At 72.9% G+C, this 14,147-nt stretch carries 11 protein-coding genes; 8 read left to right on the top strand and 3 right to left on the bottom strand.

Features of this window, described 5'->3' with window-relative positions; genetic code table 11:
* Positions 1-14 precede the first annotated feature (14 nt).
* The 5 genes from MKK58_RS16820 (at position 15) to MKK58_RS16800 (ending at position 7,228) form a co-directional block, all read left to right on the top strand.
* The gene (locus MKK58_RS16820; RefSeq protein WP_243913126.1) at positions 15-458 is read left to right on the top strand and encodes a DUF305 domain-containing protein; all 444 of its coding nucleotides are present in this window, start codon (positions 15-17) and stop codon (positions 456-458) included.
* 76 nt (positions 459-534) lie between these two features.
* A complete protein-coding gene (locus MKK58_RS16815; protein WP_243913125.1) occupies positions 535-1,053 on the top strand; it encodes a (2Fe-2S)-binding protein in 519 nt (172 codons plus the stop codon).
* Positions 1,050-2,132 carry an FAD binding domain-containing protein gene (locus MKK58_RS16810; RefSeq protein ID WP_243913124.1) on the top strand — a complete coding sequence of 361 codons (1,083 nt, stop codon included), beginning with the start codon at positions 1,050-1,052 and terminating at the stop codon, positions 2,130-2,132. The genes MKK58_RS16815 and MKK58_RS16810 overlap by 4 nt, the downstream gene beginning before the upstream one ends.
* Positions 2,125-4,356, top strand: a complete 2,232-nt coding sequence (locus MKK58_RS16805) for a xanthine dehydrogenase family protein molybdopterin-binding subunit (RefSeq protein ID WP_243913123.1) — start codon at positions 2,125-2,127, stop codon at positions 4,354-4,356. Before MKK58_RS16810 ends, MKK58_RS16805 begins: the two co-directional genes overlap by 8 nt.
* Before the next feature lie 193 nt (positions 4,357-4,549).
* Positions 4,550-7,228, top strand: a complete 2,679-nt coding sequence (locus MKK58_RS16800) for an ATP-binding protein (protein WP_243913122.1) — start codon at positions 4,550-4,552, stop codon at positions 7,226-7,228.
* Here the strand turns inward: MKK58_RS16800 and MKK58_RS16795 are convergent.
* The 3 genes from MKK58_RS16795 to serA all read right to left on the bottom strand — a co-directional run bounded on the left by MKK58_RS16795 (position 7,225) and on the right by serA (position 9,928).
* A complete protein-coding gene (locus MKK58_RS16795) occupies positions 7,225-7,971 on the bottom strand; it encodes an anti-sigma factor domain-containing protein (protein WP_243913121.1) in 747 nt (248 codons plus the stop codon). The genes MKK58_RS16800 and MKK58_RS16795 overlap by 4 nt on opposite strands.
* The gene (locus tag MKK58_RS16790; RefSeq protein WP_409565260.1) at positions 7,968-8,564 is read right to left on the bottom strand and encodes a sigma-70 family RNA polymerase sigma factor; all 597 of its coding nucleotides are present in this window, start codon (positions 8,562-8,564) and stop codon (positions 7,968-7,970) included. Before MKK58_RS16790 ends, MKK58_RS16795 begins: the two co-directional genes overlap by 4 nt.
* Positions 8,565-8,680: 116 nt before the next feature.
* A complete protein-coding gene (gene serA / locus MKK58_RS16785) occupies positions 8,681-9,928 on the bottom strand; it encodes a phosphoglycerate dehydrogenase (protein WP_243913120.1) in 1,248 nt (415 codons plus the stop codon).
* A 266-nt stretch (positions 9,929-10,194) separates the two neighbouring features.
* Between serA and MKK58_RS16780 the strand changes: the two genes are divergently transcribed.
* The 3 genes from MKK58_RS16780 (at position 10,195) to trmFO (ending at position 14,109) form a co-directional block, all read left to right on the top strand.
* Entirely contained in the window at positions 10,195-11,598 is a 1,404-nt protein-coding gene (locus MKK58_RS16780) for an FAD-binding oxidoreductase (RefSeq protein WP_243913119.1), read from the top strand.
* Positions 11,599-11,684: 86 nt separating this feature from the next.
* Entirely contained in the window at positions 11,685-12,659 is a 975-nt protein-coding gene (locus MKK58_RS16775) for a S1C family serine protease (RefSeq protein WP_243913118.1), read from the top strand.
* Between the two features lie 31 nt (positions 12,660-12,690).
* Positions 12,691-14,109 (top strand): methylenetetrahydrofolate--tRNA-(uracil(54)-C(5))-methyltransferase (FADH(2)-oxidizing) TrmFO, encoded by a 1,419-nt coding sequence (gene trmFO, locus MKK58_RS16770; RefSeq protein WP_243913117.1) that lies wholly within the window; start codon positions 12,691-12,693, stop codon positions 14,107-14,109.
* The last annotated feature ends 38 nt before the right edge of the window (positions 14,110-14,147 follow it).

Genomic DNA, 14,147 nt, shown 5'->3' with positions numbered 1-14,147 from the left:
AGGAGATCGCCCCCATGAAGACCGCGACCGCACTCCTGAGCGCCCTCGCACTCCTCGCCCTGACCGCCGCCGCCCCGGCGGCGGAGGACCATCACCACGACGGGGACGGCCACGACCATGGCCACGGCACGCCGGGCCACCAGCACGGGGGAAAGCCCGCCGGCGCGAAGGCCGGGGCCCCCTCGCCCTCCACCAAGGCGTTCCAGGAAGCCGCCATGCGCATGCACGGCGACATGGAGATCCGCTATTCCGGCGACGTCGACCGCGATTTTTCCGCCGGCATGATCCCCCACCATACCGGCGCCGTCGCCATGGCGCGGGTCGCCCTGCAATACTCGAAGGACTCGGAAGTCCGGGCGCTGGCCGAGGGCATCGTCAAGACACAGGAGGCCGAGATCGCCCAGTTGCAGGCCATCCTGAAGCGCAAGGAAGCGGAGGCCAAGGCGGCGGGGCGCTGAGAAGCGCCCCTGGTCGGACACCGCCGCGGTTCTATCTGGACCCTTTCCAGACAAGCCGGCCGGAGGCGTCCCCCGCATGAGCTTTTCCATCACGCTGACCGTGAACGGGGCGGCGCGCAGCATCGTCCTTGAGGATGCGCGCGTCACCCTCCTCGACCTTCTGCGCGAGCGCCTCGACCTCACCGGGGCCAAGAAGGGCTGCGACCGGGGCCAGTGCGGCGCCTGCACCGTCCTCATCGACGGCGTCCGGGTGAATGCCTGCCTGGCGCTGGCCGTCAGCCACGACGGGGCCTCGATCACCACGATCGAGGGTCTCGCCGAGGGCGATGCCCTGCACCCGGTCCAGGCCGCCTTCCTCGAGTATGACGGGTTCCAGTGCGGTTTCTGCACCCCGGGCCAGATCCTGAGCGCGGTCGGGCTGATCCAGGAGGGCCAGACCGGGGGCGACCCCGAGCGGGTGCGCGAGGGCATGAGCGGCAATCTCTGCCGCTGCGGCGCCTACGCGGGCATCACGCAAGCCGTGCTCGCCGCCCATACGGCGATAACGGGGCCGGACGTCCTGCCCGGCCGCCAGCTCGCGGAGGATGCGGCGTGAAGGCCTTCGACTACATCCGCGCGACCAGCGTCGCCGAGGCGGTGGAGGCCGCCGCCCGACCGGGGGCCGCCTATCTCGCCGCCGGCACCAACCTCGTCGACCTGATGAAGGGCGGGATCAGCCGGCCCGACACGCTGGTGGACATCACCCGCCTGCCCGGCCTCGACCGGATCGAGCGCGGCGCCGACGGCGCGACCCGGATCGGCGCCCTGGTGCGCAACGCGGCCCTGGCACACGACGTAAGCATCGCCCGGCGCTACCCGGCGCTGGCGGAGGCCCTGCTCTCGGGGGCCTCGGGCCAGTTGCGCAACGCCGCCACCACCGCCGGCAACGTGCTGCAGCGGACCCGCTGCCAATATTTTTACGACACTGCCAGCGCCTGCAACAAGCGCGACCCCGGCGCCGGCTGCGCGGCGCTCGGCGGCGTCACGCGGAGCCACGCGGTGCTCGGCTGGAGCGAGCATTGCATCGCCACCCACCCGTCCGACTTCTGCGTGCCGTTGGCGGCGCTGGACGCCACCGTGGAGATCGAGGGGCCGGGCGGTGCCCGCTCCGTGCCCCTGGAGGCGTTCCACCGCCTGCCCGGCGACACGCCTGAGCGCGAGACCATTCTGGAGCCCGGCGACCTCGTCGTCGCCGTCACCCTGCCGCCCGAGGCGGAGCACTTCGCCGGCCACAGCCGCTACCTTAAGGTCCGCGAGCGTACCTCCTACGCCTTCGCGGTGGTCTCGGCGGCGGTCGGTCTGCGGATGGACGGCGACCGGATAGGGGAAGCCCGCATCGCGCTCGGCAGCGTCGCCCTGAAGCCCTGGCGTGCCCGAGAAGCCGAGCGCCTGCTGGCGGGCGCCGCCCCGACCCCGGAGACCTTCGCCCGGGCGGCCGAGGCGGCGCTGGCGGATGCCAGACCCTCGGGGGACAACGCCTACAAGATCGAGCTCGCCCGCCGCATCGTCGTGCGCGCACTCACCCTGGCGGCCGCCGGCACCCCGGAGCGCGTCCCCGCGCTTCCGGCGAGTCCCTTTGCCGCCTCCCCTTTCGCCCCCCTCACCCCCTCGGCCGGAGCCCCCGCCCATGCCTGAGCGTCAGCGCCACGGCGCCTCCATCGGCCAGCCCCTGACCCGGCGCGACGGCCATGCCAAGATCACGGGGGCCGCCCGCTACAGCGCGGATTTCCGGCCCGAGGGCCTCGCCCACGCCGTGATGGCGGTGAGCGCGGTCGCCCGCGGCCGGGTCACCCATCTCGACGTCGCGGCGGCGGAAGCGCATCCTGGCGTGATCGCGGTGATGACCCCCGAGAACGCCCCGAAGCTCGCCAAGTCGCCGGACCTGAAGGACAATCCCTTCGCGTTCCGCCTCGACCTCCTGCAGAACGACGGCGTGCGCTACGCCAACCAGCCGATCGCGGTGGTCGTCGCCGAGACGCTGGAGGCCGCCACAGAGGGCGCGGCCCTGCTCGCACCCCGCTACGAATCGGAGGCCGTCAGCGTCGCCCTCGGGGCCGGCGAGGTGTTCAGCCCCGAGACCATCGGGGCGGGCTCCGCCACCGACGAGGGCTCGGGCGACATCGCCGCCGGCATGGCGGCGGCCGAGACGCGGATCGAGGCGACCTACGACACGGCCGCGCAGTACCACAACGCCCTGGAGCCCCATTCCAGCGTGGCGGAGTGGGACGGCGACCGCCTGACGCTCCACACGCCGACCCAGGCGCTCTGGATCGCCAAGGGACGGCTCGCGGGCCTGTTCGGCATTCCGCCGGAGAACATCCACGTGGTCTGCCACTATCTCGGCGGCGGCTTCGGCTCGAAGGGCTTCGTCACCGCACCCCAGATCCTCGGGATCATGGCGGCCAAGCTCATCGGGCGCCCGGTCAAGCTGGTGACCCGGCGCGAGCAGATGTTCGGCCCGGTCGGCCACCGCGCCGCCACGCGCCAGACCCTGAAGCTCGGCGCCACCCGCGACGGGACCCTGACGGCCCTCGACCACCACACCCTGACCCTGACGAGCCAGCACGACGACTTCGTCGAGCCCTCCGGCATCCTCTCGCGCCACCTCTACGCGGCCGGCGCGATCGCGACGACGCACGCGGTCTCCCGTGCCGATATCGGCACCCCGATCTTCATGCGCGCGCCCGGCGAGGCCTCGGGCAGCGTCGCGGTGGAGAGCGCCCTCGACGAGCTGGCCCTGGAACTCGACCTCGACCCCCTGGAGATCCGCCTGCGCAACTACGCCGAGGTGGAGCCGATCAGCCATCGGCCGTTCTCCTCGAAGGCCCTGCGCGAATGCTACGCGCAAGGGGCCGAGCGCTTCGGCTGGGCCTCCCGCCCCCGGCAGCCGCGCCAGATGCGCGACGCCGACGGGCTCCTCGTCGGCTGGGGTCTCGGCACCGCCACCTACCCGGCCGGAATGATGCAGGGCGAGGCCCGCGCCACGCTCCGGGCCGACGGCACGGGCCTCATCGAGACCGCCGCCCAGGACATGGGTCAGGGCGCCTGGACCGTGCTGGCCCAGATCGGCGCCGACGGTCTCGGGCTCCCGATCGACCGGATCGAACTGCGCATCGGCGATTCGAACCTGCCGAACGGCGGCCTGGCCGGCGGCTCCACCGGGACCGCCACCAGCGGCACGGCGGTCGACAACGCCGCGAAGGGCGCCATCGCGGCCCTGGCGGAGCTCGCCGTCAACGACCGGGCCTCCCCCCTCTACGGCGCCGGCAATGCGGGCGTGACCGCCGCGGACGGGCGCCTCGCCCGCCGGGACGACCCCGCCCGCTCCGAATCCTTCGGCGAGATCCTGGCCCGCGCCGGCCGGACCTCCGTCGAGGCGAAGGGACAGGGGCAGGGCGATCCTGCCGCGCAGAAAACCTACGCGATGCACGCCCACGGGGCGGTCTACGCGGAGGTGAAGGTCGACCCCGACCTCGGCCAGATCCGGGTGACGCGCCTCGTCGGCGCCTTCGCGGCGGGGCGGATCATCAACCCGCACCTCGTGCGCAGCCAGTATTACGGCGGCATGATCTGGGGCGTGTCCCTGGCGCTGCACGAGCACGCGGTGCTCGACCCGCGCTCGGGCCGGGTGATGAACGGGAATCTCGCCGAGTACCACATCCCGGTGAATGCCGACGTGCCGTCCATGGAGGCGATCCTGGTGGAGGAGCACGATCCGCACGTGAACCCGCTCGGCATCAAGGGGGTCGGCGAGATCGGCATCACCGGCACCGCCGGCGCCATCGCCAACGCGGTCTGGCACGCCACCGGCGTGCGGGTGCGCGACATCCCCATCACCCTCGACCGGCTGCTGGGGTGAGATCGGACCGCGATGCGCCCGACGTCGTCGCGGTTGGTCATGCCGAGCTCTGCCGGCCGCGCGACGCCCGATCCGGACGTCGTCACGAAAGCTTGACCATGGATCTGAAACGCGCGGGCCGTTAACCACGTAAGGGCAGATTGCCGCTACTGGCATCAACCCCGTCCAGGCCGTCCGGACCCAAGCGCGTCGTATGCCAGTCCTGCCTCAACCCGAGAACGAGCGCGAGCGGCTCGACGCCGTGCGGGCCCTGGCCCTGGTCGGGACCGCCCCGGAACCGCATTTCGACGCCGTCTGCCGGACCGCTCAGGCGCTGTTCGGGGTTCCGATCTGCCTGGTCTCGCTGGTGGAGGAGCACGACCAGTGGTTCAAGGCCCAATGCGGCCTGGACCTGCCGGGCACGTCGCGCGCGGTCTCCTTCTGCGCCCACGCGATCCTCGCCGACACGGTCCTCGTCGTCGCGGACGCGACGCAGGACCCGCGCTTCGCGGACAATCCCCTCGTCACCGGGGCGCCCGGCATCCGGTTCTACGCCGGCGCGCCCCTCATCCTGCGACCGGGCATCCGGGTCGGCACGCTCTGCCTGATCGACACGAAACCGCGCAGCCTGTCGACGGACGACACGCACCGGCTCGAGGACCTGGCCCGCGTCGTCGTCGCGCACCTGCGCCTCCACGAGGCCCTGCGGACCGGCGAGGCCCTGACCCGCGAACGCGCGGCGGACATCGCCGCCCGCCGGCGGGCCGAGGCGGCGGCGGCAGAGAGTGAGGCCCGCTACCGCGAGGTGCTGGACTCGACGCACGACGCCATCCTGGGCCAGCTCGCCGAGGGCGTGATCGTCACCGACGCGGCGGGCCGGATCACCCTGGTGAACGAGGCGGCCGCCGCGATCCACGGCGTCGCGCGCCTGGATGTCGAACCGGACGATTACAGCGAGACCTACCACCTCTACACCGAGGAGGGCGTGCCCTACCCGCCCGAGGATCTGCCGCTCGCGCGGGCCGTGACCGGCGCCACGGTCCGGGATGCCCGGTGGCGGGTCCGGCGTCCGGACGGCGTCGAGGTCCTGGCGATCGGCTCCGCCCGCCCCCTGATCGGTCGTGACGGACACCGGGTCGGTGCCATCCTGACCATGCGGGACGACACCGCGCGCGATGCGGCCGAGCGCGCCCTGCGCGCGGGCGAGGCGGAGCTGCGGGAACTCAACGCCACCCTGAGCGCGCGGGTGGAGGCCCGCACCCGCGACGCGGAGGCGGCCAAGCGGGAAGCCGAGCGCGCGAGCCTCGCCAAGACCGAGTTCCTGGCCTCCATGAGCCACGAGATCCGCACGCCGCTGAACGCCATCCTCGGGTTCACCGACCTGATGATCGCGTCCGACCGCCTGCCCCCCGACCTCCTGCGCCAAGCCGAGCTCGTGCGGACGTCCGGCGCCGCGCTGCTGACGATCGTCAACGACATCCTCGACTTCTCGAAGGTCGAGGCCGGCGCCGTCGCCCTCGACCGGCAGGCCTTCGACCCGCGGACCCTGGTCGACAGCAGCCTGTGCATCGTGCGCGGTTCGGCCGAACAGAAGGGCCTCGCGGTCAGGGCGGTGATCGACCCCGCCCTGCCCCGCAGCCTGTACGGCGACGCGGCGCGCCTGCGGCAGGTCCTGCTGAACCTCCTCAACAACGCCATCAAGTTCACGACGCGGGGCGCCGTGACCTTGAGCCTGCGACATGCCGGGACGACCGAGACCGGCGAGCGCCTGAGCTTCAACGTGGCCGATACCGGCATCGGCATCGCGCGCGCCAAGCAGGGCCGGCTGTTCCAGCGCTTCTCCCAGGTCGACGGCTCGATCGAGCGGGATTTCGGCGGCACGGGTCTGGGGCTCGCCATCTGCAAGCAGCTGATCGACCTCATGGGCGGCGAGATCGGCGTCCTCTCCGAGGAGGGCATCGGCGCCACGTTCTGGTTCACGCTGACCCTGCCCCTCGGGCCCTCCGCGCGGCGGGTCTCCAGCGCAGCCGCCCCCGTCGCCGGGCGGGCCGGACGCCTCCTCCTCGTCGAGGACAACCGGATCAACCAGAATCTCGCCCGCGCGGTCCTGGAGATCGGCGGCCACGCCGTCGACGTGGTCGCGGACGGCGCCTCCGCCATCCGCGCCGTGGCGGAAGGGGCGTACGACCTCGTCCTCATGGACGTGCAGATGCCGGGCATGGACGGCATGACGGCGACCCGGCACATCCGCGCGCTCGGCGGCGGCGCCGCCACGATCCCGATCCTCGCGATGACCGCCAACGTGCTGCCCGATCAGGTCCGGATGTTCCGGGAGGCCGGCATGGACGATCACGTCGGCAAGCCCTTCGACCGGGCGGAACTCTACCGGGTCATCGAGCACTGGCTCGCGCGGGAGGCGGACCCGGGAGCCGGCCAGCATGAAGCCGGCCCGCGCGCGAGCGGCCGGGAGACGGTTCGCCGGGCGGCCGGCCGACCCGGCGACGATCCGAGCCTCCTCGACCGGATCGCCTATGACGCGGTGATCGGCCTGATCGGCGGCGGGCGGATCGCCGGCACCCTGGAGACCCTCGCCAAGGAATTGGATGCGAGCTTCGCGGGCGCCTGCGAGACCCGGGAGGACCGGGATCAGCTCCGCTTCGAGGCGCATCACTGCGTGTCCTCCGCCGGCACGCTGGGGTTCTTCGCCCTCTCCGACGCGGCCCGGGCCCTGGAGAGCTGCAACGAGCAGCGGATCGCCCAGGAAGGCCCGGAGGCGTTCCACCGCGGGCTCGCGGAGGTCAGGAACCTCGCGGACCGGACGGCACGCTATGCCGAGCGGCTCGCTGCCGAGCTCGCCGGGGCGGAGGCCGCCCCCCGCGCGCCGCGCTCCTAATCCCGGATCAACCGGCCGGAATACACCACCGGTCCGGTGGGCTGGCCGGTGGGCGAGCCGCCCTCCGGCTCGACAGAGACCGCGAAGGTCCCGCCCGCGAGTGCGTCGGCGGCCGCCGGCGTGGTCAGGCCGTCGAGGGATAGGCCCCGGGTGCCCGATCCGACGAGGCCGAGGGTCTTCGGGGCCTGGCCGGCGCCGACATACCAGAGTTCGAGGCTGCGTCCCGCCGGAGCCTGCGCCTCCACCGGGCGGACCCGCGCGGTGCCGGCCCGGGTGTCGACGCTGACGAGGAGCGCGGGCGCCTCGCCGCCGCGGCTCACCACCGCGACGTAGCGCCCGTCCACGCCGGTCGGCCGGGAGGGCCCGAGGGCGATGAACAGGGCGAGACCCGCCGCCAGGGCGGCGGCCGTGCCGGCGGCGAGGCGCCAGCGCCGCAGGGATCGGCGGAGGGGGCCGATCGCGTCGTCATTGGCAGCGGTGGGGGAGGCCGGGGCGCGGGCGAGCGCGCGGGCGATGGCCGGCCAGACGTCCGGCCCCGGCGCGACCTCGGGCGCCGCGAGGGCGAGCGGCGCCAGGCGCCGCTCCCAGGCGTCGCGGGCCGCGCGCGCGGCGGGGTCCGTGGCCAGTTCGCGCTCCACCAGGGCCCGCTCGGCCGGATCGAGGGTGCCGAGCACGGATTCGGCCAGGCGCAGGTCGCGGTCGCCGGAGGAGGCGCCGGGATCGGAGGGTGTGCCGGCGCTCATGCGGCACCGTCCAGGCAGCCGCGCAGGGTCGCGAGACCGCGATGCAGCCAGGTCTTGATCGTGCTCACCGGGCGGTCGTAGCGCAGGGCGAGGTCCTCGCGGGACTGGCCCTCGCAATAGGCCAGCACGATGCAGTCGCGGTGCAGGGCCTCGAGGCGGCCGAGGCACGCCTGGAGCGCTTGGCCGTCGAGGATCGTGCCCTCGCTGTCGTGGGGGTCGGCCAGCCGCTCCACCCAATCCTCCCCGTCCTCGGTGATCGGCCCCTGCACCTCGCGGCGCCGGCGCAAGCCGTCGATCGCGCGGTTGCGCGCGATGGTGCAGAGCCAGGCCAGGGGCCGTCCGGCCGCCGGGCTGTAGGACGCGGCGTTCTGCCAGACGCGCAGGAAGGTATCCTGCAGAACGTCCTCGGCCATGCCGCGATCCGGCTGGATACGCAGGATCACCCCGAGAAGTTTCGGGGCCGTCCGATCATACAGGGCCCGCAGGGCGGCCTCGTCATGCCGGGCGATGGTCGCGATGAGCCCCGCGAGGGCGGCGTCGGCGCGCGCGGGATCGTCCGCCGGGGGATCGCCACGCAGGGAACTGACACGCAACTCTGGGCTTCCTCCGTGTCCGGCGCCAGGACGGCTGGATCCGGTCGCGGTCCTTCGGACGGGACCGTCTCAACCCAGGTTAACCGAGGCGGCGCCGAGGCGCCACCGGGGGCCCGTCAGCGGCGCTCGTAGAGCAGCCGGGCGCGGATGGTGCCGTCGAGGGCCCGGATCTCCTCCAGCAGGCCCTCCGCATCGGCGTCGGTGACGTCGGTCTCCACCACCACGTAACCGACCTCGCCGTCGGTCTGGTAGAACTGCGCCGCGATGTTCACCCCGCGCCGGGCGAAGGTGTCGTTGAGGCGTCCCAGCATGCCCGGGATGTTGCGCTGGACGTGGATCAGGCGGGTGCCGGTGGGACGCGCCGGCAGCTGCACCTGCGGGAAGTTCACGGTGCCGACGGTCGAGCCGATGTCGGAATAATCCACGAGCTTGCGCGCCACTTCCGAGCCGATGCGCTCCTGCGCTTCCTCCGTCGAGCCGCCGATATGCGGTGTCAGGATCACGTTGGGCAGGCCCTGGAGGGGGCTGACGAAGCGCTCCTGGTTGGAGCCGGGCTCAACCGGGAACACGTCGACGGCCGCGCCCCGCAGGTGGCCGTCGCGGAGCGCCGCGGCCAGGGCGTCGAGGTCGACCACGGTGCCGCGGGCGTTGTTGATGAGGAAGGCGCCGGGCTTCATCGCCCGGATCTCAGGCTCCCCGATCATGTTGTGGGTCTCGGGCGTCTCCGGCACGTGAAGGGAGACCACGTCGCTCTGGGCCAGCAGGGCGGTCAGCGAATCGGTGGGCTCGGTGTTGCCGTGGCGCAGCTTGTCGGTCTGGTCGTAGTACACCACCCGCATGCCCATGGCCTCGGCCAGCGTCGAGAGCTGCGAGCCGATATTGCCGTAGCCGACGATGCCCAGCGTCTTGCCGCGCACCTCCTGCGAGCCCGTGGCCGACTTGTCCCATTCGCCCGCATGCGCGCCCACCGAGCGCGGCACGATCCGGCGCATCAGCATCACGATCTCGCCGATGACCAGCTCGGCCACCGAGCGGGTGTTCGAGTAGGGCGCGTTGAAGACCGGGATGCCGCGATGGCGGGCGGCCTCGAGGTCCACCTGGTTGGTGCCCACCGAGAAGCAGCCCACCGCGAGCAGGCGCTCGCCGGCCGCGAGTGCCGCCGCGTCGAGCTGCGTGCGCGAGCGGATGCCGAGGATGTGCGTGCCGCGCAGGGCCTCGTGCAGGGCCTCGCGATCGAGCGCCTTGGCCACCCGCACGACGTTGGTGTAGCCGGCGGCGGCGAAGAGCGCGGCGGCGCTGTCGTTGATGCCTTCTAGCAGCAGGACGCGGATCTTGTCCTTCGGGAAGGAGAGTCGTTCGGCCATGATCGTCTTCTTCTTGGATGTCGCGCCCGGCGGGGCGGATGCGGCGCCGGGCCCTGGAGCTGCGCGCGGCCGTCGGGCGCGCGGCGCGAGTCCCCGAATGGGCCGTGTGAGAAGCCAGTTCACCGGCCCGGTCAAGGCCCGGTCTTGAACATCGGCGGCGATTGTCAGGTCGCCCCCTTGACCCGCGAGGCCGGCGCCGGGATGCCGGGGCGACCCGTTTTCGAGGCCGTGGCCCGCCCCAGAGCCCCCGCACGAGGAACCCGCCGATGAGCCAGACAGCCGCGCCCGCCGACCTTCTCGGCCGCCTGGAATCCTGCCTCGGCCGGGGCGGCCTGCTCACGGGCGCGGACGATCTCGCCCCCTACGCGGTCGACTGGCGCCGCCTCTTCCCCGGCCGGCCGGCGGCGGTGGCGCGCCCGACCAGCACGGCGCAGGTCGCCGCCGTGATGGCGGCCTGCCACGCAGCCGGCGTCGCGGTGGTGCCCCAGGGGGGACATACCGGCCTTGCGGGCGGTGCAACCCCGGACGCCTCCGGGGGTCAGGTGGTGCTCTCGCTCGCCCGCATGAACGCGATCCGCCGGGTCGACCCCCTCGGCCTGACCCTGGAGGCGGAGGCCGGCTGCATCCTCAAGGTGGCGCAGGACGCCGCGGAGGCGCAAGGCCGCCTCCTGCCCGTCAGCCTCGCGGCGGAGGGCTCCGCCATGCTCGGCGGCGTCATCGCCACCAATGCGGGCGGCATCAACGTCCTGCGCTACGGCATGACCCGCAACCTCGTCCTCGGCCTCGAGGTGGTGCTGGCCGACGGGACCGTGGTCGACGGTCTCCGGGCCCTGCGCAAGGACAATGCGGGCTACGACTGGAAGCAGCTCTTCATCGGCAGCGAGGGCACGCTCGGCATCGTCACCGCCGCGATCCTGCGCCTCGTGCCGCGGCCGCGCCACACCGCGACCGCGCTCCTCGCAGTGCCGGACCCGGCGGCGGCCCTGCGCCTGCTCCGGGCGGCGCAGGATGCGCTCGGCGACACCATCCAGGCCTTCGAGCTGATCGCGGGCGAATCCCTCGCCCTGGTGGCCGAGCATGCCGGCCTGACCAGTCCCATCGCGGAGGCCGGCTGGACCGTGCTGATGGAGGCAGGATCGAGCCTGGAAGGGCTGCGCGAGGCGGTGGAGACGCTGCTGGGCGAGGTCCTGGAGCGGGGCGACGCCACCGACGGAGTGCTCGCCGAATCCGGCCAGCAGGCGGCCGCCCTCTGGGCCCTGCGCGAGCACATCACCGAGGCCGAGGCCCGGGCCGGTCGAAGCGTCAAGCACGACGTCTCGGTGCCGATCCCGGCGATTCCGGACTTCCTGGCGGCGGCGGGCGAGGCCCTGGCCGCGGGCGCGCCGGGCACCCGGCCGAACATCTTCGGCCACATGGGCGACGGCAACATCCACTACAACGTGATCATCGGCCCCGAGCACGGATCGGAAGCCATCAACCGCATCGTCCACGACGCGGTGGCGCAGTTCGGCGGCAGCATCTCGGCCGAGCATGGCATCGGCCAGTATAGGGTCGACGAGCTCGTGCGCCACCGCCGGCCGGAGGAGATGGCGCTGGCCCGCCGCATCAAGGACGCCCTCGACCCGCAGGGCCTGCTCAACCCCGGCAAGGTGCTGCGCACCGGACCCTGATCGAAGGCCACGAGACTGTCGGAATCCGAGCCGGCGACCTATCTCCCGTCTCAACGACGCGACACGACGGCAGGAAGGACGCTGGCATGGCCTCGCCCGGAGACTGGAAGATCCCCGCATCCGCGCAGCCCCGGGCCGCCGATTACGGCTACGACCTCGAGCAGGCGCTCACCGCCATCGTGGCGCTCTCGACGCGGGTGCCGCCCGAGGCCTTCACCGCCGAGACGCTCGGCACCGAGCGGGCCGGCAACGGCGTCGTCATCGGCGAGGACGGCCTCGTCCTCACCATCGGCTACCTCGTGACGGAAGCCGAGTCGGTCTGGCTCACCACCCATGACGGGCGCTCGGTGCCCGGCCACGTGGTCGGCTTCGACGCCGTCACGGGCTTCGGCCTCGTCCAGGCGCTGGGCGACCTCAAGATCAAGCCGCTGAAGCTCGGGCGCTCGGGCCCGGTCAAGATCGGCGACCGGGCGGTGATGGCCGGGGTCGGCGGCCGCGCGCGCAGCCTCGCCGTCGAGATCGTCGCCCGCCAGGAATTCGCCGGCTACTGGGAATACGTCCTCGACGAGGCCCTGTTCACCGCCCCCTCGCATCCGCACTGGGGCGGAGCGGCGCTGATCGGGCCGGACGGGGCGCTGCTGGGCATCGGCTCCCTGCAACTGCAGCAGGGCGGCACGGGGGGCCCGAAGACCATCAACATGATCGTGCCGATCGACCTCTTGCCGCCGATCCTCGAGGACCTCACCACCCGGGGCCGCGTCGACCGGCCGGTGCGCCCCTGGCTCGGCCTCTATGCCAGCGACGGCGAGGACGCCGTGGTGGTGATGGGGCTGGCCGACGACGGCCCCGCCGAGGCGGCGGACCTGCGCCCGGGCGACGTCATCGTGGCGGTGGCTGGCGAGCCCGTGGCCGACCTCGCCGGCTTCTTCCGCCAAGTCTGGGCGCTGGGCGAGGCCGGGGTGCGGGTGCCGCTGACGATCCAGCGCGACGGCAAGCCCCTCAAGCTCTCGGTGACCTCCTCCGACCGCGAGCGCTTCCTCGCCAGCCCGCAACTCCATTGATCGAACTTCCGGGCGGGTTTATCCCGTGCCGATGACGGACAGTTCCATCCATATCGTCGGCGGCGGCCTCGCCGGGTCGGAAGCCGCCTGGCAGATCGCCGAGAGCGGCCACGACGTGGTCCTTCACGAGATGCGCCCGGTGCGCGGCACCGAGGCGCATCACGGCGGCGACTTCGCCGAGCTCGTCTGCTCGAACTCCTTCCGCTCGGACGACGCCAACGGCAACGCCGTCGGGCTCCTGCACCAGGAGATGCGCACCCTCGGGTCGCTGATCCTGCGCGCGGCCGACGCGCATCAGGTCCCGGCCGGCGGGGCGCTCGCCGTCGACCGCGAGGGCTTCGCCCGGGCCGTCACCGCCGCGATCGAGGGGCATCCGCGCATCCGGATCGTGCGGGAAGAGGTCGAGGGCCTGCCGCCCGAATCCTGGGGCCGGACCATCATCGCCACCGGTCCCCTAACCGCCCCGTCCCTGGCGCAGGCGATCCGCGAACTGACGGGCGCCGAATCGCTCGCCTTCTTCGACGCGATCGCGCCCATCGTGCACCGCGACTCCATCGACATGGGCAAGGCCTGGTTCCAGTCACGCTACGACAAGGTCGGGCCCGGCGGCACGGGGGCCGACTACATCAACTGCCCGATGAATCGCGAGCAGTACGACGCCTTCATCCAGGCCCTGATCGGGGGCGACAAGATCGGCTTCAAGGAGTGGGAGGCGACCACGCCCTACTTCGACGGCTGCCTGCCGATCGAGGTCATGGCCGAGCGCGGCCCCGAGACCCTGCGCCACGGCCCGATGAAGCCGGTGGGCCTCACCAACCCGCACGACCCGACGGTCAAGGCCTGCGCCATCGTCCAGCTGCGCCAGGACAACGCGCTCGGCACCCTCTACAACATGGTCGGGTTCCAGACGAAGCTGACCTATTCCGAGCAGGTGCGGGTGTTCCGCACCATCCCGGGCCTCGAGAACGCCGAGTTCGCGCGCCTCGGCGGCCTGCACCGCAACACCTACCTCGACAGCCCCCGCCTCCTCGACGCGACCCTGCGCCTTAAGGCGCGGCCCAGCTTGCGCTTCGCCGGCCAGATCACCGGCTGCGAGGGCTATGTCGAGAGCGCCGCCATCGGGTTGATGGCCGGCCGCTTCGCGGTGGCCGAGGCGCTGGGGCACGCCCTGGCGCCGCTGCCCGCCACCACGGCGCTCGGCGCCCTGATCGGCCACATCACCGGCGGCCACATCGCGGCCGAAGATGCCGGCGCCCCGCGCTCGTTCCAGCCCATGAACGTGAATTTCGGCCTGTTCCCGCCCCTCGACCACGCGCCCAAGGGCGAGGCCGGCCGGCGCCTGAAGGGGCCGGAGAAGGCGGTGGCCAAGAAGAAGGCGCTCACCGACCGGGCCCGGGCCGACCTCGCCGCTTGGATGGGGAACGGGCCCGCGCGGATCGCCGCCGAGTAGGGTTGCGCCGGCGGCGCCCGAAAACCCGCCGGCCGCAT

The organism is Methylobacterium sp. J-078 (genome assembly GCF_022829285.1).
Classification (GTDB): Bacteria; Pseudomonadota; Alphaproteobacteria; order Rhizobiales; family Beijerinckiaceae; genus Methylobacterium.
This window is presented reverse-complemented; position numbering and strand designations above follow the sequence as displayed.

Bases quoted from the DNA above. Each gene is read 5' to 3' on its own strand.
- MKK58_RS16800 (WP_243913122.1), top strand. From the start codon at position 4,550: ATGCCAGTCCTGCCTCAACCCGAGAACGAGCGCGAGCGGCTCGACGCC.
- MKK58_RS16780 (WP_243913119.1), top strand. From the start codon at position 10,195: ATGAGCCAGACAGCCGCGCCCGCCGACCTTCTCGGCCGCCTGGAATCC.
- MKK58_RS16815 (WP_243913125.1), top strand. From the start codon at position 535: ATGAGCTTTTCCATCACGCTGACCGTGAACGGGGCGGCGCGCAGCATC.
- MKK58_RS16805 (WP_243913123.1), top strand. From the start codon at position 2,125: ATGCCTGAGCGTCAGCGCCACGGCGCCTCCATCGGCCAGCCCCTGACC.
- MKK58_RS16795 (WP_243913121.1), bottom strand. From the start codon at position 7,971: ATGAGCGCCGGCACACCCTCCGATCCCGGCGCCTCCTCCGGCGACCGC.
- MKK58_RS16820 (WP_243913126.1), top strand. From the start codon at position 15: ATGAAGACCGCGACCGCACTCCTGAGCGCCCTCGCACTCCTCGCCCTG.
- MKK58_RS16775 (WP_243913118.1), top strand. From the start codon at position 11,685: ATGGCCTCGCCCGGAGACTGGAAGATCCCCGCATCCGCGCAGCCCCGG.
- serA (WP_243913120.1), bottom strand. From the start codon at position 9,928: ATGGCCGAACGACTCTCCTTCCCGAAGGACAAGATCCGCGTCCTGCTG.
- trmFO (WP_243913117.1), top strand. From the start codon at position 12,691: ATGACGGACAGTTCCATCCATATCGTCGGCGGCGGCCTCGCCGGGTCG.